At 73.7% G+C, this 22,348-nt stretch carries 15 protein-coding genes and 1 tRNA gene; 9 read left to right on the top strand and 7 right to left on the bottom strand.

Going from position 1 to position 22,348, the window contains the following annotated elements:
* Positions 1 to 7: 7 nt before the first annotated feature.
* Positions 8 to 1,528, bottom strand: a complete 1,521-nt coding sequence (locus O4U47_RS18360; protein WP_270679120.1) for a DHA2 family efflux MFS transporter permease subunit — start codon at positions 1,526 to 1,528, stop codon at positions 8 to 10.
* A 143-nt stretch (positions 1,529 to 1,671) separates the two neighbouring features.
* Here O4U47_RS18360 and O4U47_RS18355 point away from each other — a divergent pair, with 143 nt between their 5' ends.
* A complete protein-coding gene (locus O4U47_RS18355; protein ID WP_270679119.1) occupies positions 1,672 to 2,334 on the top strand; it encodes a TetR/AcrR family transcriptional regulator in 663 nt (220 codons plus the stop codon).
* Between the two features lie 27 nt (positions 2,335 to 2,361).
* On the opposite strand, the gene O4U47_RS18350 is transcribed toward O4U47_RS18355, so the two are convergent.
* The 3 genes from O4U47_RS18350 to O4U47_RS18340 form a co-directional block, all read right to left on the bottom strand.
* A complete protein-coding gene (locus O4U47_RS18350) occupies positions 2,362 to 3,873 on the bottom strand; it encodes an FAD-dependent oxidoreductase (RefSeq protein ID WP_270679118.1) in 1,512 nt (503 codons plus the stop codon).
* A gap of 154 nt (positions 3,874 to 4,027) precedes the next feature.
* On the bottom strand, positions 4,028 to 4,354 hold the full coding sequence (locus tag O4U47_RS18345; protein WP_270679117.1) for a thioredoxin family protein: 327 nt from the start codon (positions 4,352 to 4,354) through the stop codon (positions 4,028 to 4,030).
* Positions 4,355 to 4,517: 163 nt separating this feature from the next.
* Positions 4,518 to 4,919 carry a RidA family protein gene (locus tag O4U47_RS18340; protein WP_270679116.1) on the bottom strand — a complete coding sequence of 134 codons (402 nt, stop codon included), beginning with the start codon at positions 4,917 to 4,919 and terminating at the stop codon, positions 4,518 to 4,520.
* Between the two features lie 128 nt (positions 4,920 to 5,047).
* Here O4U47_RS18340 and O4U47_RS18335 point away from each other — a divergent pair, with 128 nt between their 5' ends.
* The 3 genes from O4U47_RS18335 (at position 5,048) to O4U47_RS18325 (ending at position 10,663) form a co-directional block, all read left to right on the top strand.
* Positions 5,048 to 6,046, top strand: coding sequence for a helix-turn-helix transcriptional regulator (locus O4U47_RS18335; protein WP_270679115.1), 999 nt, complete (start codon positions 5,048 to 5,050; stop codon positions 6,044 to 6,046).
* A 162-nt stretch (positions 6,047 to 6,208) separates the two neighbouring features.
* On the top strand, positions 6,209 to 10,267 hold the full coding sequence (locus O4U47_RS18330; protein WP_270679114.1) for a serine protease: 4,059 nt from the start codon (positions 6,209 to 6,211) through the stop codon (positions 10,265 to 10,267).
* Between the two features lie 39 nt (positions 10,268 to 10,306).
* Positions 10,307 to 10,663, top strand: coding sequence for a CU044_2847 family protein (locus O4U47_RS18325; RefSeq protein ID WP_270679113.1), 357 nt, complete (start codon positions 10,307 to 10,309; stop codon positions 10,661 to 10,663).
* 27 nt (positions 10,664 to 10,690) lie between these two features.
* On the opposite strand, the gene O4U47_RS18320 is transcribed toward O4U47_RS18325, so the two are convergent.
* Together O4U47_RS18320 and O4U47_RS18315 are read right to left on the bottom strand one after the other, a co-directional pair.
* Positions 10,691 to 10,763: transfer RNA gene (locus tag O4U47_RS18320), tRNA-Lys, on the bottom strand.
* Between the two features lie 120 nt (positions 10,764 to 10,883).
* Complete coding sequence (locus tag O4U47_RS18315) at positions 10,884 to 13,985, bottom strand: AfsR/SARP family transcriptional regulator (RefSeq protein ID WP_270679112.1); 3,102 nt, start codon at positions 13,983 to 13,985, stop codon at positions 10,884 to 10,886.
* A 532-nt stretch (positions 13,986 to 14,517) separates the two neighbouring features.
* On the opposite strand from O4U47_RS18315, the gene O4U47_RS18310 reads away from it, so the two are divergent.
* Positions 14,518 to 14,955: a universal stress protein gene (locus tag O4U47_RS18310; RefSeq protein ID WP_270679111.1), complete on the top strand. Its 438-nt coding sequence runs from the start codon at positions 14,518 to 14,520 to the stop codon at positions 14,953 to 14,955.
* A gap of 213 nt (positions 14,956 to 15,168) precedes the next feature.
* On the opposite strand, the gene O4U47_RS18305 is transcribed toward O4U47_RS18310, so the two are convergent.
* On the bottom strand, positions 15,169 to 16,056 hold the full coding sequence (locus O4U47_RS18305; RefSeq protein WP_270679110.1) for a helix-turn-helix domain-containing protein: 888 nt from the start codon (positions 16,054 to 16,056) through the stop codon (positions 15,169 to 15,171).
* A gap of 144 nt (positions 16,057 to 16,200) precedes the next feature.
* Here O4U47_RS18305 and O4U47_RS18300 point away from each other — a divergent pair, with 144 nt between their 5' ends.
* The 4 genes from O4U47_RS18300 (at position 16,201) to O4U47_RS18285 (ending at position 22,347) form a co-directional block, all read left to right on the top strand.
* Entirely contained in the window at positions 16,201 to 17,115 is a 915-nt protein-coding gene (locus tag O4U47_RS18300; RefSeq protein WP_270679109.1) for an MBL fold metallo-hydrolase, read from the top strand.
* A gap of 45 nt (positions 17,116 to 17,160) precedes the next feature.
* Entirely contained in the window at positions 17,161 to 18,600 is a 1,440-nt protein-coding gene (locus O4U47_RS18295) for a carboxylesterase/lipase family protein (protein ID WP_270679108.1), read from the top strand.
* 262 nt (positions 18,601 to 18,862) lie between these two features.
* Complete coding sequence (locus tag O4U47_RS18290) at positions 18,863 to 20,578, top strand: ABC transporter ATP-binding protein (RefSeq protein ID WP_270679107.1); 1,716 nt, start codon at positions 18,863 to 18,865, stop codon at positions 20,576 to 20,578.
* Positions 20,575 to 22,347 carry an ABC transporter ATP-binding protein gene (locus tag O4U47_RS18285; RefSeq protein ID WP_270679106.1) on the top strand — a complete coding sequence of 591 codons (1,773 nt, stop codon included), beginning with the start codon at positions 20,575 to 20,577 and terminating at the stop codon, positions 22,345 to 22,347. The genes O4U47_RS18290 and O4U47_RS18285 overlap by 4 nt, the downstream gene beginning before the upstream one ends.
* The last annotated feature ends 1 nt before the right edge of the window (position 22,348 follow it).

Below are 22,348 nucleotides of genomic sequence, written 5' to 3'. Positions count from 1 at the left end.
GGGCATGCTATGCGCGTTCCGCACCCGGGCACGAGGACGGTCCGGAAGCGGACATCCCGGACCGCTCGGACCCGGTGGGGAGGGTCTCGGCGCCGGAGTCGGCCGGAGCCGGGGGGATCTCCTGGACGCGCCCCGGCAGGAGGGGGCCGGCGGCCAGGATGACCACCCCCACCGCGACGAGGAACCAGGCGGCGTTCTGGAAGCCGCCCGCCCCGTCGGCGGCGCCGGTTCCGGTGCCGGTCCCCGAGGCCGCGAGGATGAGCGCGGCACAGGCCACGCCGAGCGCTCCGCCGAGCTGGTTGAGGTTGTACAGCACGGAGCTGCCCTGCGGGACCTTCTCCTGCGGCAGGGTCCGGTACAGCGACCCCATGGTCGGTGCGCCGACCCCGCCCAGCCCGAGGCCGATGGCGAACGCGGCCAGGGCCGACCGCGTCTCGGCGCCCTCGGCGCCGACGAGGGTGAGTGCGAAGGCGCCCGCCGCGGCGATCAGGGCGCCGCCCTGGACCAGGGTGCGCGCCCCCAGCTTGTCGCTCAGCCGTCCCGCGATGGGCATGGCCAGGGCCGAGCCCAGTCCCAGCGGCGCCACCAGCAGCCCCGCGGCGGCGGCGGTGTGGCCGTGGACGATCTGGTAGTACAGCGGGAGCACGAACAGGCCGGCGAACGTGCCCACCCCCACCAGCCCCTGGACCGTGACACTGGCGGCGAAGCTCCGGCCGGCGAACAGCCGCACGTCGATCAGCGGCTCGGTGGCGCGGAGCCGGAGCGCTCGCAGGACGTAGGCGGCGAGGAGCCCGGCCCCCAGGACGAGGGGGACGAGGACCGTCGGCGCCGCGAACGCCCCGCGCTCCCCGGCCTCGGTGAGCGCCAGGACGAGCGCGGCCAGCCCCGGGGCCATCAGTGCGAAGCCCGCGATGTCCAGGGGCAGGCCCGCCTTTCGCTCCTCAGGGGCGTCCGCCGGGATCACCCGGAGGGCGAGGAGCAGGGCGATGACGCCGATGGGGATGTTGATGAAGAACATCGAGCGCCATCCGGAGGAGTCGAGCAGGAGCCCGCCCAGCACGGGGCCCAGAACCGGGCCGAGGGACAGCACGACCCCCATCGTGCCCATGACCCGGCCCGCGCGGCTCGGCCCGGCGGCCCGCGCCAGGATCACCAGGACCAGCGGGTCGAGGATGCCCGCGCCGACGCCCTGGACGACGCGGAAGACGATGAGGCTCTCCACGCTCCAGGACAGCGCCGAGGCGAGCGAGGCCCCCATGAACAGGACGAGCCCGAACAGCCAGAGCCGCTTGACGCCGAAGCGGCGCACGGCCCAGCCGGTGATCGGGATGGTGACGGTGAGCGCGAGCAGGTAGCCGGTGGTGGCCCAGCTGATGACGCTCAGCGAGCGGTCGAACTCCGTGGAGAGCGTCTCGGCCGCGACGGTGACCATCGTGCTGTCGAGGATCCCCATGATCCCGCCCAGCAGGGTCACGCCGATCAGCCTCAGCAGCGCACCGTCCAGACGGTCGCCTCTGACGTCGGTCATGTCCGCCCCAATGAATAACGGTCGATACAAGTAAATGAACCGGTTGGTTCAACGTACTCCGGCACACCCCCGCCCTGCAACGCTGATGCAAACAAAGTGAACCGTCCGGTTCAGGTCGCGGAGTCGCACGGTAAGATGCCACCGTGAGCAGAGCCAGGACCCCTGAGGCGGGGAGCCGCGGCGAACCCCGCGGGCGCACCGACAAGCGGCAGGCCATCCTCGAGGCCGCGTTCCGCACCTTCGCCCGGGACGGCTACGGCCAGTCCTGCGTGCGCGAGATCGCCGAGGCGGCCGAGGTGGCCAAACCCACGATCTACAACCGCCTCGGCGACAAGGAGACGCTCTTCCGGGAGGCCATGAAGGCCGCCGTGGAGCACACCGCCGACCGCTCGCTGAGCGCGCTGGAACCCCTGCGCACGCCCGGCGACGACATCCGCCCGGTCCTGGAGGAAGCGGGACTGCGGCTCCTGCGCAGCCACGCCTGCCAGGAGTCGCAGGCGCTGCGCCGCCTCCTCAGCGCGGAGGCCCCCCGCTTCCCCGATCTCCTGGAGGAGATCCAGCGCGTGGGGGCCCAGCGCATCCAGGACGCCCTGGCCGACCGGCTCGCCCGGCTCGTCCTCGCCAAGCGGCTGGAGGCCACCGACGTCGAGCGGGCGAGCGAACAGTTCCTCGCCCTGCTCACCGGCCCGATGGAGCTGCGCTCCGCACTCGGCACCCGCGCGGTCCCCGACGAGGAGCTGCACTCGGTGGCCGAAGCCGCCGTCGACACCTTCCTGCGCGCCTACGCACCCCGCGACCCCGGCTGACCGACGGCCGGAACCCGCGGTTCGGGGTCAGGCGTCCGGCTCGGACCAGCTCAGGCCGTCGGCGGAGGGGACGAGGCCGCCTTCGATGAGCGGCGCCTCCCCGGTCCCGGGACCGGTCACGCCGCGCCGCTGGATGCTGTTCATCTCCTGCATCACCTCGCTCACCACAGGCGCGCCGAAGAGGTTGTTCATCCGCTCCCCGCTGCGGGTCTGCGCCGGGCCGGTGCGCGCGACGGCGTCGGCCAGGTCGGCCGAGGAGGTGGAGAACCGTTCGGCGACCGCGGAGGCGTCCACCAGCGCGCGCTCACCGGAGAACGCGCCGCCGACCAGGGTCGTGAACGCCTCCATGGAGGTGAGGTTCTCAGAGCCGGTGACCTTGCGGGCCTGCCAGAAGTAGGAGTCCTCCTGCTGGTCCATGTCGTAGAAGGCGGAGAGGAACTCGTAGAAGACCGCGTACTCGCGGCGGTAGCGCGCCTCGAACTCGCCGAAGGCGCGGGCCTCGTCCAGGTCCCCGGACAGGACGCCGTTGACGGAGCGGGCGGCCAGCAGGCCGGCGTAGGTCGCCAGGTGCACGCCGGTGGAGAAGACCGGGTCGATGAAGCAGGCGGCGTCGCCGATCAGCGCCATCCCGGGGGTCCAGAAGCGGGAGTTGGCGTAGGAGTAGTCCTTGCGGACCCGGATCTCGCCGTAGGTGCCCTCGGTGACGCGGGTGGCGCCGGACAGGAAGTCGCGGACGATTTCGCACCGGTCGATGGCGTCGCGCAGGGCGCCCTCCCGGTCGGCCTGGATACGGGCCGCCTGATCGCGGTGGAGGACGGCGCCGACGCTGGTGAGGGTGTCGCTGAGCGGGATGTACCAGAGCCAGCCCTGATCGAAGGCGGCGCACAGGATGTTGCCGCGGTCGGGCCCGGGGAGGCGCCCGCCGCCCTCGAAGTAGCCGAAGACGGCGAGGTTGCGGAAGAACTCGGAGTACGTCCGCTCACCGCCCACGGCGCGGCTCAGTCGGCCGGCCCCGCCGGAGGCGTCCAGGACGTGGCGCGCGGAGATCTCCCGCGCGGCGCCGTCGGGGCCGGTGTAGCGCACGCCGGTCACCCGGTCGGGGCCGCGCAGGGCCTCCAGGGCGGTGGCCTCCTCGCGGACGTCGACCCCGTGCCGGGCGGCGTTCTTGAGCAGGATGTCGTCGAAGGTCATCCGGTCGACCTGGTAGGCGTAGGAGGTCGGCCCGGAGAGCTGTGGGGAGAGCGCGAACAGGAAGTTCCAGGGGTCGGGGCTGGTGCCCCAGCGGAAGCTGCCGCCGCGTTTGACCTGGAAGCCCGCGGCCTCGATCTCGTCGGACACGTCCAGCAGGCGGCACACCCCGTGCACGGTGGCCGGGAGCAGGGATTCACCGATCTGGTAGCGGGGGAAGCGCTCGCGCTCCAGGAGGACGACGCGGTGGCCGCGCTTGGCGATGAGCGCGGCGGCGGTGGATCCGGCGGGGCCGCCCCCGACGACGGCCACGTCGAACTCTTCGCGTTCCTCGACTTCCCGGACGGACATGTGGGGTCCTCGTCTCATGACGGAGTGCAGGGAGGGGGTCGGCCGCGCGGAATGCCGATAAGGCAAAGCTAACCTAAGTCTCCCTGCACCGTGAAGGAGGGCCCCGGCCGGGGACGCGGGCCGCCCCGCTCCGGGCGCGGCCCGCACCGGGCGGTCACACGTACGGCTTCACGAGCTCCACCACGTTCCCCTTTGAGGCCGGGCCGATCCTGGTGGCGACGATCTCGCCCTTCAGGAAGACGTGCAGGGTCGGGATCGCGGTGACGTCGTACTTCGGCGGGGTCTCGGGGCTCCTGTCGATATCGAGCCGGGCCGCGGTCAGGCGGCCGGCGAACTCCTTCGCCACGTCGACGAGGACCGGGTCCAGCGCCCGGCATACGCCGCTCCACTCGGCGCGGAAGCACACCAGCACCGGCCCCTGCGCCTGAAGCACGTCCTCAGAGAAACTCGCATCGCTCAGTTCGACGACCATTCCGCTCATGAACAACCCCTTTCGGCACGTGGAAGGCGAACGTAAATCCCTCCGACCGCGGACGACAACCGCTCCGTACGGCATTGAAAACGCACCCCGGGGATCGGAACCCTTCCCCCACCCGGGCCTTGTCGGCCGGTCGGAGCCGCGGCGGCCGGGGCGGGGGACGGCATCACGCCACAGCGGTCCCCTCCAGTTCCACCATCATGATGGGAAACGCCAGCCGCTCCACTCCCAGAAGCGTGCTCGGCGGCCGCACTCCCGCGGCGGCCAGCCGCGACGCGAGCACACCGTAGTTGCGCGTCAGCAGGTCGGCGTCGGTCGTGAAGACATTGAGCCGGACGAGGTTCGCGAGCGCCATGCCCGCCCCGCGGAGAACGGCCTCCAGATTGTCCAGGCTCAATTCCAGCTGCGCGGCCATATCGCCCTCGTGCTGCGGAGCCCCTTCGGCGTCCGTCGCCGCCTGCCCGGCGCAGTAGAGGGTCCGGGTGCCCCCGGAAACGACCTCACCCTGGTTGAACCCGAACCGCATCGACCATTCCACCGGGTTGACGGCGCTTCTCTCAACAGCCATTCCAGCTCCATTCTCTTCCGGGATTCCACACGTCGGGCGGCCATCGCCCGGACGCCCACGACTTCGCGGATACGAGCCTGCCAAGAAACCACGACACCTTTTGTCATGTATTCCAGTAGGGTCGGCGCATGCGCGCCGATCGGCTGGTCTCCCTCGTGCTGCTGCTCCGCCACAAGGGGCGGATGTCCGCGTCCGCGCTGGCCGGGGAGCTGGAGGTGTCCACCCGAACGGTGCTGCGCGACATCGAGGCGCTGTCCGCGGCGGGCGTTCCGGTCTACGCCGAACGCGGGCGGCACGGAGGGTTCGCGCTGCTGCCCGGGTTCCGGACCGAACTGGCGGGGCTGACCCGGGACGAGGCGCTGGCCCTGCTCGTCGCCGGGTCGCGCCGCGGCGCCTCGGTGTTCGGCCTCGGCCCGGCGCTGGCCTCGGCCATGCGGAAGGTCGCCGACGCGCTCCCCGAGGGGGACCGCGCCGCCGCGTCCGGTTCGGCCGGCAGGCTGCTCGTCGACCCCGACACCGACCTGCTGTCGCGCCGGACCGCCGCCGACGAGGTGCCCGCCGCGGTGGCGGACGCGGTCCGGCGCGCGGTGCTGTCCGGGCACCGGCTGCGCATCCGCTACGCGGCCGCCGACGCGGCCCCGGCCCGGCCGGCCGAACGGCCTCCGCGATGGCGGACGGTGGAACCCATCGGCCTGGTCGACGTGCGCGGCCAGGGCTACCTGCTGGCCACGAGGTCCGGCGAGGAGCGCACCTACCGGCTGTCGAGGATCACCGCCACCGAGGAGACCGGCGAGCCCGCACGGCGGCCGGACCGCGTGGACATGGAACGTCTCTGGCGGGAACGCGCCGCCCGTTTCCGCCACGGCGGCGACCGGGTCGCCGTCCGAATGGCACTGGCCCCCGAACGGCGCACGGACCTCGCGGAGACCGCCCTGGCCGTCCACCCCGAAGACCCCGGGAAGGACGGCCGCCTGCGCGTCGTGGCGACCTTCCAGGACCGCAGACACGCCGAATGGGCCCTATGGCGACTCGGCGAGGACGCCGAGGCCCTGACCCCGCAGTGGTTGCGCGACGCCCTGCACGCCCGCGCCGCCGCCATCGCCGCCCGCTATGAGAAGGCGCCCTGACCCGCGCCCCCTCCCCCGGACGGCGATCCGGAACCAAAGGCCGGAGGCGGCCACAATCCCCTTGAAGCGCGATACTCGCTTGCCCCTTCCCCAGCGCCATGGAACGGTGACGAATTGCGACCCCCGTTCCGATGATCGGTTTCGGCGGGAAGGAGAGGGCCCATGCCGACTGCTCCGGTCGAGGCGGCTCTGGTGTGCGTCACGGACGGATCGGGGGCTCCCGTCGGGGCCGGGTTCCTGGTATCCGAAGACCACCTGGTGACATGCGCGCACGTGGTGTCCTCCGCGCTCGGAACCGGGCCGCACGCGCTCCCCGCCGCCGGGGCCCAGATCCCGGTGGTCTTCCCGCTGCTGGCACCGGGGACACGGCTCCAGGCCGTGGTCGCACGGACAGGCGGCGGCGGGGGCCGCCTCGCGGACGACCACGCCCTGCTCCGGATCACCGGCCCCCTGCCCTCAGGGGCCCAGCCCGTCCGCCTCGTCACCGGCCCGGACCTGTCCGGACTCGACGTGCGGGCCGGAGGCTTCCCCCGTGGTCTCAACGGGGCCCCCGCCTGGGCCAGGTGCACCATCCTCGGGCGCTCCGCCACGGAGGTGGTGCAGACCGAGGACGTGCGCACGTCCGGCATCGCCATCCAGCCCGGGTTCAGCGGAGGGCCGCTCTGGTCCGACGGGCTCCACGGCGTCGTCGGCATGACCCTCGCCGTCGCGCCCCGACGCGAGGCCCGGACGAGCTACGCCCTCACCGGCAGGGCCCTGTTCGACGCGCTGCCCGAACTCGCGGAACGCGCCATGCCCCCGAACCCCTATCGCGGGCTCGACCCGTTCCGCAGCAAGGACGGCCGCCTGTTCTTCGGCCGCGAAGAGATGGTCGAGGAGCTCGTCGACCTGGTCGCACGGCGCGAGAACGTCCTCCTCGTCGGCCCGTCGGGGTGCGGGAAGACCTCCCTCATCCACGCGGGCCTCCTCTTCCGGGAGCCGCTGCCCGACCCTGAGGGCGTCTTCGTGATCCGCCCCGGGGAGGCGGACGCGGCCGCCCGGACCGACGCGGCACTGGCGCGGGACGACCGGACGCTCATCGTGGTCGACCAGGCCGAAGAGGCCGTCACCACCGGCGCCGTCGGCCTCGCCGCCAGGATCACCGCCGCGGCGTCCCGCCCGTCGTCGCCGGTGCAGGCGCTGTTCTCCGTGCGCTCCGACTTCCTCGACGCCCTGCTCTCCCTGCGCGAGACGGCGGACCTGGCCTCGTGGCGCACGCGGTCCGTCCCGGCCCTGCCGGAAGCCGGTCTCCGGCGGGCCGTCGTGGGGCCCCTCCCGCCCGGGGTCGTCTTCGAGAACGGCCTCGTGGAACGGATCCTGGAAGCCGTCCGGGACGCCCGTGCTCCCCTGCCGCTGCTCCAGTTCACCCTGTCCCGTCTCTGGGAGGAACAGCGGAGCGGTGTGATCGGGCACCGCGCGTACGACGACATCGGCGGAGTCCCCGGGGCGCTCGACGGCTACGCCGAAGAGGTGTGGGCCCTGTTGGGGCCGGAGGAGCGGAGCGTCGCCCCCCGCCTCTTCGGCAGGCTCGTCCGCGTCCGGCGCGGCCACGCGCCGACCGCCCGGAGTGCGCCGCTGGCGGAACTCGGGCCCGCCGAACGGCGGTTCACGCTGCTTCCCTCGGCGGCCAGGCTGATCGTCACCGAGAATGCCGCGGGGCGTGCCGTCGTACGGCCGGCGCACGAGGCCCTGATCACCCATTGGGCGAGGCTGCGGAACTGGGTGCGCGACGACGCGCGCTTCCTGTTCTGGCGGGAGGAGTTCCGCGCGGACACCGACCGCTGGCGGCGCTCCGGTCAGGACGAGTCCCTGCTCCTGCGCGGGGCCGCCCTGGCCCAGGCCGAGGGCTGGGCCCGAGAGCGCCGGGCGGAGCTCACCGGCGAGGAGCTCGACTATCTGACCGCCTCCGGCGCGCTGCGCCTCCGCCAGCGGCGGAGGTCCCGGCGCATCGTCGCGACGGTGTCCGCGCTCCTCGCCCTCGCCCTCGTCGTCGGTGTCGTGGCGGAGGCCCAGCGGCGGCGCGCCGAACAGGAGGAGGCCAACGCGGCCTCCCAGACGCTGGCCGAAGACCTCCTCGGCCGAACCGGTCTGGACGAGACCCTGGTCCTGCACGCGGTCGCCGCCTACCGGACCGCACCGACCCAGAGGGCGACCGATGCGCTGTTCGACACCTACGCCCGTACCCGTGACCTGGACGCGCTGGTCTCAGCGGGAGGCGTCCTGGCGTCAGGGGCGCACGAGCCCGCGGCATCGACCGATCTGAGCTGGATCGGTACCGTCGCCAATCTGCGCGTCCACACGTGGAACCGCACCGACGACGGGTTCACCGAGGGGCCGCTCACCGGTGAGACCGCGAGCAGGATCGCGATATCCGCGGACGGAACGACGGCGGCGCTCCTGGAAGACCACCGGGTCACCCTGCACGACCGGCAGGGGCGCCGGGTCGGGGTCGTCGACGTTCCCGACGGCGGGGTCGTGGACTCCCCGCAACCGATCACCCTGTCGCCCTCCGGGGACTACCTGGCCGTTCATGAGCTCAACCTCTCTCTGGAGATCGCCGTCTATGACACGGATACGGGCGAACGGGTGACGGGGAAGCAGGTCGAAGACGATGTCGGGGCGTTCGTCCTGAGCGATGAAGCCCTCTTCATCTCCTCAGGAGACCGGGTCGAGATCCATGGGCTCACAGAGGGATCGACCGAGACCATCGACCTTCCCGGATTCGGGCTCGACCGCGAGGGGAACCAGGTCGCCAGCAGCGTGAGCGCAGGCCCGGAGGGCTCCGTCCATGCGGCATGCCGACAAGGGGCCGACCGATGGCGGTCCAGGATCCATACACGCCGCCCGGCCCTGGACGGAACGGCCGCGGTCGTGAAGGCGCCGATCGCCTGCGACGAATCGTTCGCCCCCGCCCCCGACGGACACCTCGCCGTAGGGCGACACCCGGTGAGCGGGGAAGGGGATGAGAAAGGCGACCAGGACACGCCGCCCCTGCGCTTCGTCGACCTGCGCGGTGGCGGCCTCATCGGCGGCAGCGCGCTACCGGCGAAGGCGGAGCGGCACCGAATCGCGCCGGCCGACGAGGAAGGAGTGCGCGTCATCGGCTGGAACGAGGAGGTGGACAGCATTCGATCGGCCGAGTACCGACTCGGACGGATGGACACGACTCCCGGCATCAGGGTCGGGGACCTCTCGGCCCGCTACGCGGCGACGGTGCGGACCGAGAACGGAACACTGAAGGGCGCCGGCGTCGATCTCTGGAACGCGGACGACCTCACGCACATCAGCCATGCCTCCGTGCGCGGGACCATGCGCGTCTCCCTCTTCAAGGACCTGCTCGTGATCGAAGCGAAGGGGCGGGTCCAGGTACGCACCACCCCCGACCTCGAAATCCTCTGGGAGCACGAGCTTCCCGAATCGGAGTGGCCCCGGGCGGTACCGAGCTTCGATGAGCGGTACCTGATCGTCGCCGCTGAGGACGGTATGACGAGCGTCCATAGGATTCGTACGGGGGAGACCACCGGAGAACCGTTCAGCCTTCCGCGTCCGACGCCCGACTACGGCCTCGGGCCGGTCTCCCCTTCCACCCCCCTCCTCCAGCCGGTCTCTGAGGGGGAACTGATGGCCATCAGTGAGGACACCCGGTCCTTGGAGCGCTGGGACTGGCGTACCGGGGAGCGGACCGACACGATCGAGCTCCCCGGTGACGCCTCGTTGGTCTCCTTCGCCCCGGTGCCGGGAACAGGCGGACGGGACTTCGCCTTCTTTCGGCGGGAGAAGACCGTGGAACGCAACCTGGAGATCTGGAGGATCACCGACGGCGATGCCACAAGAGTAGAGGTGCTGACCACCGGTGTCTGGGAGAGCTTCTTTCCCGTCCGGATGTCCGGTGAAGGCGACTTCGGTATCCAGGACGGGAAGAGGATGGGGATCTGGCAGGTCGACGGCGAGGGAGGCGAGCAGGTCCTCGACCTCCCGGTGCCCGAGGGGATGGCGCCGGTGGCCGCGGACCTGGATTCCCGGTCCCTGATGGCCGACGGCCCCATGGGCGGGGTGGCCGTGTACTCCTTGGACCCGGAGCGGTGGCTCTCCCACTTGTGCGGTCTCGTCGGCGGACGCGGGATGAGCGAGCCCGAGACGCGGAACCTGCCCCCCGGCGTGCGGACCGATGACCTCTGCTGACCCGACCGCCCAAACGCGCGCTGAACCGAAAGGAGCCTGGTGAGCCAGTACTTCGAACTGCCCATCGACGGCCATGCCCCGATCCGTGTCGAGGTGGAGGATTCCGAGGTCGGCATGGTGCCGGCCGGTGCGGGCCCCGGCCCGGGCCGGTTCAAGGAGTCGCTGAACGAGGCGCTGGACAGGATCCGCCCGGTGGCCGAAGCGATCGCCGAGAAGGTCGCGGCCCTCCCGAGCCGCCCCGAACAGGTCCAAGCCGAGCTCGGCATGAAGTTCTCGACCGACCTGGGGGTCGTCATCGCCCGCTCGAAGGCCGAGTCCCACATCACCATCACCCTCACCTGGAGCGGCTCCGGCGGGACCCGACACGACGAAACCCCAGGCCGGAACCCGCGTTGAAGCGGTTCCGGCCTGGGGTTCCTTCTGTGCGCCATCCAGGACTCGAACCTGGAACCCACTGATTAAGAGTCAGTTGCTCTGCCAATTGAGCTAATGGCGCGTGCCGCTTCCGGCGGCCCTGGGGCCTTCGCTCGCGACGGGTTCAACTTTACCGGACTTTCCGGGGTGTCCTGACCAACCCCGCTGCCGTACAGGTCACAGTCCGGGGTCCCCGGCCCCCTCAGAAGGCCTCGGGCGCCCCCTGGGACCCGTGCGCGTCGCGGGCGGAGGCCTGGAGTTCCCCCGCCTCCCGGCGGGCCTGTTCGGCCGCCGCGTGGCGGCCGTCGGCCTCGTAGGCGCCCGCCAGCGTCTCCAGCGCCCCCGCCAGGAAGGACGACCACCCGCGGGTCCGCCACAGGCGCACCGACTCCTCCAGGGCCGAGATCGCCTCGCCCGTCCGGTCCGCCGCCAGGTGGATCTCCCCCGCCAGGCCCAGCGAATCCGCCAGGTGGTGGTTGATCCCGTGCCGACGGCTCAGCGCGACCGCCGTCTCCACCGTCGGCAGCGCCTCCGGGTCGCCCAGGGCGATGTACAGCCGCGTCAGGTACATCAGCGAGAACACCTCGGCGTACCGGTCCCCCATCGCCCGCGCCATCTCCAGCGAGCGCACCAGGTGGTACCGGCCCGTCTCCACCCGGCCCGACAGGGCCTGCGCCGCCCCGAGGAACTGCATCGCCGTCGCCTCGAACCGCGAGTTGCCCAGCAGGCGCGCCAGCTCCAGCGCCTTCTCCAGGCAGGCGACCGCGTCCTCCAGGCGCCCGTCCTCGTGGGCCGCGACCGCCATCACGTGGTACGCGCGCGCCCGGCCGCCGAGGTAGTCGGCCTCCTCGGCGATGCGCAGCGCCTCCTCCGCCGACACGTGCGCGGCGCGCGCCTCCCCGCGGGACACCAGGCCCCACGTCCGCATCACCAGGGCGTCGGCCACCCCGCGCGTCTCGCCCAGGTCGCGGAACATCTCCAGCACGCTCTGGGCCTCGGACCGCATGCCCGACATGGCCTCCCCGGGCCCCTGCGGCGACGCCCAGGTCGTCAGGTCGGCCAGCCCGCGCCGCAGCACGGCCTCCCCGAGCCGGTCCCCGGCCGCCCGGCACGCGCCGATCGCGCTCTCGTGGGTGCGCCGCCAGTCGTCGAACCGGCCCCGCACGTCGAAGTACTTCTCCAGGCACCCCGCCAGGTCCCAGGCGGCCTCGTGCATCCCGAGCGCGCCCGCCTGCTGCACCGCCGCCGCCATCGCCTGCCACTCGGCGTCGAACCACAGCATCGGCTCGGCCAGCGCCTCGGAGGCCTCCTGCGCCGGGAGCGGCCACCGCACGGCCTGGCCGTGCAGGGTGGCGTAGCAGGGACCGGGGATGTACTCGGTCGCCTGCTCGGCGAGCCACAGCCACCCGCCGAACGCCCTCCTGAGCGCCTCGCGCCGCTCCTCCTCGGGCTCGTCGGACTCGCCCAGCTCGCGCGCGTACAGCCGGATGAGGTCGTGCATCCTGTACCGCAGTGCGCCGCACGGCCCCTCGGTGATGCTCAGCAGCCGGGCGTCGACGAGCTGTTCGATGTACTCCTGCGCCTTCCCGGTCGGCACGTCCATGAGGGCGGCGACCGCCCACTCCGGGAAGTCGGGCACCTCCAGTGCGCCCAGCAGCCGGAAGGCGCGCCTTGCGCCCTCCCCCAGCGCGCGGTGGCTCAGCGCGAAGCTCGCCCGCACGGCCCTGTCCCCGGCGGCCAGCTCGTCCAGGCGGCGGCGCTCGTCCTCCAGCAGGCGCACCATGCGCCCCAGCCGCCACTCGGGGCGGCCCGCCAGGCGCGCCCCGGCGATGCGCACCGCCAGCGGGGCGTGCCCGCACAGTTCGGCGATCCGCTCGGCGGCGGCGGGCTCGCGGCCGACCCGCTCCCGCCCGGCGATCCGGCCCAGCAGCTCCACCGCCTGCCCGGGGGTGAACACCTCCAGGTCCACCAGGAGCGCCCCGTCCAGGCCGGTCAGCCGGGGGCGGCCGGTGACCAGGACGGTGGCCCCGGGGGCGCCCGGCAGCAGCGGCCGCACCTGGGCCTCGCTCGCGGCGCCGTCGAGCACCAGCAGCACCCTGCGCCCCGCCACCATGCTGCGGAACAGGGCCGAGCGCGCGTCGAGGGAGTCGGGCACGCCCGCCCCGTCCGCCCCCAGGGCGTGCAGGAGGTTGGACAGCGCCTGCGCCGGGTCGAGGGGCTCGGCCTCGGCCCCGCGCAGGTCGACGTAGAGCCGCCCGTCCGGGTGCTCGTCGGCGAGGGCGTGGGCGGCGCGCAGGGCGAGCGCCGTCTTGCCGACCCCGCCCATGCCGGACACCGCCACCACCGGCACCGGTTCACCGCCGGCCAGGTGGGCGTGGATGCGTTCCAGAGCGCGCTCCCGGCCGGTGAAGTCGGGCAGGTCCGCCGGGAGCTGGGCGGGCAGGGGCAGGGGCACCGCGGGCGGGGCGGCGCTGCCGGGCGCCGCCAGGGACGGGTCGTCCCGCAGCACGCCCTGCTCCAGCTCGCGCAGCTCCCGGCCGGGTTCGGTGCCGAGCTGGTCGACCAGCAGCTCGCGCCCGGTCCGGTACACCTCCAGCGCCTCGGCGGACCGCCCGGAGCGGTGCAGCGCCAGCATGAGGCGAGCCCGCAGGCGCTCGCGGAAGGGGTGCTCGTGGACGAGGGCGGTGAGCTCGGCGACCACCTCGGCGTGGCGGCCCCGGTCCAGCTCGGCGCCCATCAGCTCCTCGGTGCAGCTCCAGCGCAGCTCGTTGAGGCGGGCGGCCTCGTCGCGCACCACGGGCAGGCCGTCGACGCCGGAGAGGGCGGGGCCCTGCCACAGGCCGAGCGCTTCGCGGAACAGGGCGGCGGCGGGTTCGGCGCCGCCTTCGGCCAGCGCGCGGCGGCCCTGGTCGACCAGGTCGCCGAAGCGGTCGGCGTCGAGGTCGCCGTCCGACCGCTCGATGCTGTAGCCGCCTGGTCCCCGCGCGACGGTCGACGGTCCGCCCAGGGCCTGCCGGAGGTGGTGGACGTACACTTGGAGGCTCTTCTGGGCCGAGCGCGGGGGATCGCCCTCCCACAGGACGTCGATGAGCCGCTCGTCGGCCACCGGCGCCCCCCGCGCGCACAGCAGCGCCGCGACGATCCCGGCCAGCTTGGGCGACAGCCGCACCTCGCGCCCGTCGTCGCCGCGGACCCGGAGCGGCCCCAGGACGGAGAACCGCATGCGCTCCCTTCCCAGGCGGGCCCGGCGCCCGCCGATCGCTCCCGCGTCCAGGGTGGCGCGGGGGATCCAACCGTAGTCCAACCGGACCACAATCGCGGGAGGGGAGGATGGGCCGTGGATGTAGCGGCACCACCCGCGCGCGATGCAGGCGAGGGTGCGATCTTGGTCCGCCCAGGACGGCAGCCGGCGGCGCGAGCCCCGGCTGGGGAGGACCAGGAGACGTCCGGCGGCCGCTCCCCGCTCGCGGGGAGCGGCCGCCGCCGCTTCACCCGCCGAACGGACGCCGCCGGCGGCGAGGCCGCCGCGGGGGCGCGGTCCCCGCCGCCGACGGCGGAGCCGCGAGGGCCCAGCCCCGGCCGCCGCGCCTCCCCCTTCAGAGGCCGCGCCGCACCCGGGACCGCCCTGCCTCTTCACGTCGTCTTGTCCCATGAATGCGGGACGAACGCCCTGTGTTCCGCGGCGCCTCCCGGAGCATCATTCAGACCTGGGCGTTGGAGCGCCGCCCGAGGGGACGGCGCCCGAACCGCGCGGACGGTGGCCTGCCCTGCACCGGCCGCCCCAGGCGGCCGGGGACCCCGCACGGAGATCCCCGAAGGACCGGGAGGAGGACGCGATGAGTACCGGTAGCGCCCCTGAGCTTCCGCGCATCGTGGTCGGGGTCGACGGATCGCCCTCGGCGCACAAGGCGCTCGTCTGGGCCCTGGACCAGGCCAGGTCCACGGGGGCCGGTGTCGAAGCCGTCATGGCCTGGGACATCCCCATCACCTACGGCACGCCGACGATGGTCCTGCCCTATGAGGACCTGGCCAAGAGCGCTCGGGCGACGCTGGCCGCCCAAATCGACGAGGCGGCCGCCGACTTCCCGAGGCCGCGGCTGTCCCAGCGGGTGGTGCGCGGGCACCCCGCCCACGTGCTGACCGAACTCGCCGAGGGCGCGGACCTGCTCGTCGTGGGAAGCCACGGACACGGCACATTCGCCAGGGCCCTGCTCGGCTCGGTCGGCCACCATTGCGTCCAACACGCGCCCTGTCCGGTCGTGGTCGTCCGCTGAGCGGCCGGGGCCGAGTCCGGCGGGGCGTGTTCCCGTCACCCCGTCACCGGACGCGGAGGCGCCATACGCCGAAGACCCAGGCCGGAAACCGCACTAAAGCGGTTGTGACCTGGGGGCTCACGGTCTCCGCAACAGCGAGGGCCGGGACGCCGTGACCCGCCGAGGCGGCCCCGGCCGCCCTGCGCTGGGCCCCGGCGGACGGCCGGTTCCGGCTCACCTCTCTGCGCTGTCCGGTTCCGCGAACCGGGACAGCAGCTTGAGCGAGTCGGCGGCGGAGGATCCCTCCTCGGTAGTGACCACCACCAGCGACTGCTCAGGTGAGCGGGCTACCGCGAACACCTGCTGCGCAACGGTGAGTTCGCCCACCAGCGGGTGGCGCAACCGGTAGCGGTCCGCCTCACACGGCTTGACCCGGCGGTCGCTCCACAGCTCGGCGAACTCCTCCGACTGCACGGACAGCTCACCGACCAGTGACGCCAGCACCCCGTCCTCCGGGTGGCGGCCCGCGACCAGCCGCAGACTCCCCACGACCGCCCGCGCCTTGCGCTCCCAGTCGACGTACAGGTCCCGAGTGTGGGGGTCCAGGAACAGCATTCGCGCCAGGTTCGGCGGCTCCTCGCAGCGGTCCGGCGCAGCCGGGTCCAGGTGCCCGGCCAGCAGGGCACGGGCCATAGGGTTCCAGGCCAGCACGTCCGTGCGGCGGCCCAGGACCATCGCGGGCACATCGCCCAGCGAGCGCAACAGGTCATGGGTGGGGGAGTCGACCCGCTCCGGCGCCGGCCGCTCCAGTCGCCGGGGGCGCCGCGCAGCGAGTTCCCGCAGGTGCTCGGCCTCGTGCTCGTCCAACCGCAGGGCCCGCGCGATGGCGTCCAGCACGGCGTCGGAGGCGTTGGCCGCATGCCCCTGCTCCAGCCGCGTGTAGTAGGACACGCTGACCCCCGCCAGCAGCGCCAGTTCCTCACGCCGCAGACCGGCCACACGCCTGCGCCCGGGCAGTGCCGCCGAGCCCGCGTCCTCGGGCCGCAGCCGCTCCCGACGCGCCCTCAGGAAATCGCCCAGCCGGTCCGCGGCCGCCGGCCCGGCCTCCCGTGAAGTCGTCATACGGGCAGCCTAGGCGCCGGGACCCTGCTCCCGCCGCTGTGAGCCTATCCCTGGCGCGGATACGCAGAGCAGAGGGCTGGCTGCCCCGACGCGGGCGACGGATCCTGACCGGGAAACGACGCCGAGCACGAAGCGGAGCAGGCAGTGCAGGAACACCATCAGGAGATCGTGCTGGGTGACGTCACGCTCACCCGCCTCGTGGAGTACTTCGGACCGGTCGACATCGCTCCGCGAACCTTCTTCCCCGAGGCGCCGGAGGCGGCCTGGCGGAAGCACGGCCCCTGGCTCACGCCGGACTTCGTCGACGCCGACGCCGACGTCGTCGTGAGTGCCATCCAGACCTGGCTGCTGCGCAGCGAGGGCCGGAACATCCTGATCGACACCGGCGTGGGCAACCACAAGGAACGCCCCTACTCGCCGGTCTGGAGCCGGAGGGAGAGCGATTTCCTGGGCGAGCTGGCCCGGGCCGGTCTGGCGCCCGAGGACGTCGACCTGGTGGTCAACACCCATCTCCACGTCGACCACGTCGGCTGGAACACCCGCCTCGCCGGCCGCGAGTGGGTTCCGACGTTCCCCAACGCCACCTACCTGATGCCCAGAGCGGACTTCGACTTCTGGAATCCGGCGAACGGCCACACGCCGCGGCTGGGCCGCGGAAACCAGAACGTGTTCGAGGACAGCGTGGCCCCGGTATTCGACGCCGGACAGGCGCAGCTGTGGGAGGACGGCCACACCATCGACGCCGACCTGCGCCTGGAGGCCGCACCGGGGCACACTCCGGGCTCCTCCGTGGTGCGGTTGGCTTCGCGCGGCGACCGGGCGCTCTTCGTGGGGGACCTGGTGCACAGTGCGCTGCAGATCGTGGAACCCGACGCCAACAGTTGCTTCTGCGAAGACCCGGCCGAGTCCCGGGCCACCCGGCGCCGGCTGCTGGGCGAGGCCGCCGACACCCGCGCCTTGCTGTTTCCCGCCCATCTGGGCGGCCACGGCGGCGCGGAGGTCACGCGGGAGGGCGACGGGTTCGCCGTCGGGGAATGGGCGCCCTTCGCCCGGATCTGACGCCGAGCCCGGAACCAGCGAACAGCTACAGAGCAGGAGCGCAACGTGTCCGATCCGATCGTGCAGACCACCGAAGGTGCAGTCCGCGGCACCCTCGAAGGCACCGCGGCCCGCTTCCTATCCCTGCCCTACGCGGCGGCGCCCGCCCGTGCCGACCGATTCGCCCCGCCCGCGCAGCCGCGTCCTTGGACGAACGTGCGCGACGCGACGTCGCCGGGCCCAACCGCGCCGCAACCCCGCCGGGACGCCTTCGGTGAACTGGACATGTCGCCGTACTTCGGCCCCGGCTGGGTGAAGGGCGAGGAATACCTGACCGTGGACATCTGGGCCCCGAGGGAGGCTCGCCGCAGCCCGGTCCTGGTGTTCGTGCACGGCGGCGGGTTCGTCGCCGGCTCCAGCCGCGCACCGCTGCACGACGGGGCGGCCTTCGCCCGCGACGGCGTCGTCGTCGTAACGCTGAACTACCGGCTGGGTGTGGCCGGGTTCCTGGACCTTCCCGGCGCGCCGCGCAACCGGGGACTGCTCGACGTGCTCGCGGCCCTGCGATGGGTGCAGCGCAACATCGCGGGTTTCGGGGGCGACCCCGGAAACGTGACGTTGGCGGGCCAATCGGCCGGCGCGACGATGGTCGGGGGCCTGCTCGCCGATCCGCGGGCCACCGGCCTGTTCCATCGGGCGATCCTGCAGAGCGGCAGCGGGCTGGGCGCGTTCTCCCCTGAGCAGGCCGCTCGGGTGGCCCGAGCCGCCGCAGGGGTGCTGGGCGTGGCACCGGACGCGGACGGCTTCGCCGCGGTACCCGACGAGGATCTGGTCGCAGCCGTCCCCAGAATCGCCGGGATCGACCTGCACACGGCGGACCGCACCGACCCGCTCATGGGACTCAGCCCGTTCAGCCTGGTACTGGACCGCCAACCGGCCGAAAGCCGCCTGGCCGATGTCGGCCTGCTCATCGGCACCACCGCGGAAGAGGGCAACCTCTACCTCGCTCCGCAGGGCGAACTGGCCGCCTCGACCGCCGAGGACGTGCATGCCACCGCGGCCCGTGCCCACCGCGACCCCGACCGGCTCGTCGCGGCCTATCAAGCGCAGCGGCCGGGCGCCGGCCCCGGCGAGCTGCGGTCGGCCATCCTGGGCGACGCGCTGTTCGGCGTCGGCACCCGCAGACTCGCCGAAGCGCACGGCGGCGCCCACGTCTACGAGTTCGCCTGGCGGTCGACCGCGCTCGACGGGCGACTCGGCGCAGCTCACGCGCTGGAGCTGCCGTTCGTCTTCGACCGGCTGACCGCGTCAGGGCTACACGGCCCGAAGGCGTTGACGGGGCCGGATGGGGGCCCAGAGGCATTGGCCGAGGAGATGCATTCGGCGTGGATCGCGTTCGCCCGCACCGGGGACCCGGGATGGCCGCGCTTCGGAGCGGGTGGCCGGATCCGCCGGTTCGGCTCGGTTTCGGAGACGACCGAAGCCCGGGACCTGCCCGCCTGGTAGGCGGCGTTCACCGGCGCCACCCGCGGCGCGGTCGGACCGCAGCGCCCACTCCGTGTTCACCGACGGCTCACCCAGGCGCCTGGAACCACGATCTCCGGTGCCCGCCCCGGCGAGGGTCTCGCTCTTGCGCCGGGTCGCCCTTCGGTGGGCACGGATGGTGCGGGCGCCGAGGCTCGGCGACCGGCGTGACGGCCGCGTGCGACAGTCGACGGCCCTCCGGGGGCCCAGGCCCGGGCGCGGCGTCTCCGCTTACGGTGACCGCGTGCCCCCTTCAGCGCCTCCCCCGACACCCGCCCGGTACCTGGTCTGGTTGGCGGCCCGCCAGAAGGGCCGCGTCGCGCTCGGGGCCGCCCTGGGCACCGCCTGGATGCTGGGCCTGGCACTCCCGCCCCACCTGCTCTCCCGCGCGATCGACGACGGGCTCGCCGCCGGTGACGGCGGCCGCTTCCTCCTGTGGGTGTCCGCCCTGCTCGGCACCGGCCTGCTCACCGCCGCCCTCGCCACCCTGCGCCACCGGACGATGTCGAGGATCCGGATGGACGCCTCCCTGCGCACCGTCCGCACGGCGGTGCACCGGTCCACGCTCCTGGGCGCCGCGCTCCCCCGCCGCATGACCGCCGGGGAGGTGTCCGCGATCGGCATGTCCGACGTGCAGGTCATCGCCCAGACCCTGACCGTTGCCGGTCCGGGCGTCGGGGCGGTCGCCGCCTACGCCGCCGTCGCGGCGGTCCTCTTCTCGATCTCCCCCGTCCTCGCCGCGATCGTGCTCGCGGGCGTCCCCGTGCTGGGGATCGCCGTCGGGCCGCTGCTGCGCCGCCTGTCCCGCACCGGCGACCGCTACCGCGAGCACGACGGGGCGCTCACCGCCCGCCTCGTGGACACCGTCTCCGGGCTGCGCGTCCTCAACGGGTTCGGCGGGAAAGGGGCCGTCGCCGGGCGGTACGCCGCCGCCTCCCGGGCGCTGCGCGGCGAGGGCCACCGCGTCGGGGCCGCCGCGAGCCGGATCGGGGCGCTGGGAGCGGGGCTGCCCGCCCTCTTCCTCGCCGCCGTGACCTGGAGCGGCGCCAGAATGGCCGCGGCGGGGGCCATCACCGTCGGGGACCTCGTCGCCGTGTACGGGTACGCGGCGGTGCTCGTCGTCCCCGTCTCGTTCTTGATAGAAGGGGCCGGGGACATCACCCGCGGCCTGGTCGCGGCCCGGCGGGTGACCGCGTTCCTCGGCATGGAGCCCGACACCTCCTCCTCCCGCGCCATCGGGCCCGGGCCGACCGCACGGACGCCGGAGCCGGGGAGCGGCCTGTACGACCCGCACTCGGGCGTGCGCGTCGAAGGCGGCCGCTTCACCGCGCTCGTGGGAGCCCGCCCCGCGGACGCCACCGGTGTCATCGACCGCTTGGGGCGCTTCACCGACTCGGACGTTGAATGGGGCGGCGTCCCCATGGCACGGTTCCCCCTTGACCGGGTGCGGGAGCGCATCCTGGTCGCCGACACCGCCGCCCACCTGTTCCCCGGGTCCGTCCGGGACGTCGTCGCGGGCCGGACGGACCCCGACGACGACGCGGTACGCGAAGCCCTGCACACCGCCGCGGCCACCGACGTCGCCGAAACGCTGGGCGACGGCCTCGACTCCGCCGTCGCGTCCGGGGGCCGCACGCTCTCCGGGGGCCAGGCGCAGCGCCTGCGGCTCGCCCGCGCCGTCCATGCCCGGCCCGAGGTGCTCCTCGCGGACGAGCCCACCTCCGCGCTCGACGCCCACACCGAGGCGGTCACGGCCGCCCGCCTGAAGGCGGCGCGCACCGGGCTGACCACGCTGGTGTCGACCACGTCCCGGCTGGTGCTCGAACACGCCGACACCGTCGTCCACATCGCCGACGGCAGGGTCGCCTCCACCGGCACCCACCGCGGCCTCCTCCGCGCCGACCCGGGGTACCGGGAGCTCGTGTCGCGGGGAGCCGCCCCGGGGGAGGAGGGACCATGACCGCGCCCCTGCCCGTCGCGAGCCGCGCCGAGGTCCGCCGCGCCGTCCTCCGGGAGGTCCGGGCCGACCGCGGCATGTTCGCGGCGCTGCTCACGCTGAACGCCCTGGCCGCGGTCGCCGGGCTGCTGCCCTCGTGGCTGCTCGGCTCCATCGTGGACACCGTGGCGGCCGCCCCGGGGCCGGGCGCCCTGGCCGAGGTGGACCGGCTCGCCATGATGATCGTGCTCGCCGTCCTGGCGCAGATCCTGCTGACCCGCCGTGCGCTGTCCCTGGGCCACCGCTTCGGGGAGCGCATCGCCCTGCGCTTCCGGGAGAGGTTCATGCGCCGCCTGCTCGACCTGCCTCCCCCGGTGGCCGACCAGGCGCCGGTGGGCGACCTGACCGCCCGCGGCACGGCCGACATCGCCCGGGTCTCCACCGTCCTGCGGACCGCCCTGCCGGAGCTGTTCGTCGCGGCCTCCCAAGGGCTCCTCCTCGTCGTCGCCGTGCTCGTCCTGGACCCGTTCCTGGGCGCGTGCGCCCTGGGCGCCCTCGTCGTCCTCGCCGCGGCCCTGCGCTGGTACCTCAAGCGCGCCCGCGGCGCCTACCTCGCCGAGGGCGCCGCCAATTCCGGGTTGGCCGAGGTCCTGACCGGCACGGCGGCCGGGGCCCGCACCGTCGAGGCGCTGAGCCTGCAGGAGGAGCGCCTCCGAGCGGCGGACGCGGCGATCGCGGAGGCCCACCGCACCCGGCTGGGCACGCTGCGGCTGCGGACCGTCCTGCTCCCCGCCATCGACATCTCCTCGCTGCTGCCCCTCGTCGGCGTCCTCCTGGTCGGCGGGGCGTTCCACCTCAGCGGCCAGGCCACCCTGGGCACCGTGGTCACCGCGGCGATGCTGCTCCGACAGCTGTCTGGGCCCATCGAGGCGGCGATGCTCTGGGTCGAACAGCTCCAAGCGAGCGGTGCGTCGTTCGCGCGCGCCGAAGGGCTGGGGGCGGTGCCGCCCGGACCGCCCCCGGCCGCGCGGGAGCCCGCGGACGACCGGATCCGTATGGACGGGGTGCGCTACGCCTACGGGGGCCGGGACGACGTCCTCACCGGGGTCTCCCTGGACATCGAACCGGGAGAGCGCATCGCGGTGGTCGGCGCCTCCGGCGCGGGCAAGTCGACCCTCGGTCGGCTCCTGGCGGGCCTGGACGGTCCCCGCACGGGCACGGTCACCGTCGGCGGTGTCCCCATCGCCGAGCTTCCCCCGGAGCGCCTACGGCGCCAGGTCGTGCTCATCGTGCAGGAGCAGCACGTCTTCAGGGACACGCTGCGCGACAACCTGCTGATCGCCGCCCCGGACGCCGACGACGCGCGCTTGGCCGACGCGCTGGAGGCGGTCGGCGCGTCCTGGGCGTCAGCGCTCCCGGACGGGCTGGACACGGTGCTCGGCGGCGACCGGAACCCGTTGAGCGGGGCGGAGGCACAGCAGCTCGCTTTGGCGCGGGTGGTGCTCGCCGACCCGCACACGATCGTGCTGGACGAGGCCACGGCCCTGCTCGACCCGGCCACGGCCCGCGCCACCGAGCGGTCCTTGGCGGAGCTGCTGGAAGGCCGCACTGTGGTCGCGATCGCACACCGGCTCCAGACGGCGCGCGACGCCGACCGCATCGCCGTCATGGAGCAAGGACGGATCGTCGAGCTGGGCCCCCACGGTGACCTGGTGTCGCGGGGCGGGCCTTACGCCGCCCTATGGAGCGCCTGGAGCGGCGGGCCTGGAGCGGGTTCGGATCCTGACGGGTGAA

The organism is Nocardiopsis suaedae (assembly GCF_027706745.1).
GTDB lineage: Bacteria > Actinomycetota > Actinomycetes > Streptosporangiales > Streptosporangiaceae > Nocardiopsis_A > Nocardiopsis_A suaedae.
Note: the sequence above shows the minus strand (reverse complement) of the source record. Positions and strands in the feature narration are given on the sequence as shown.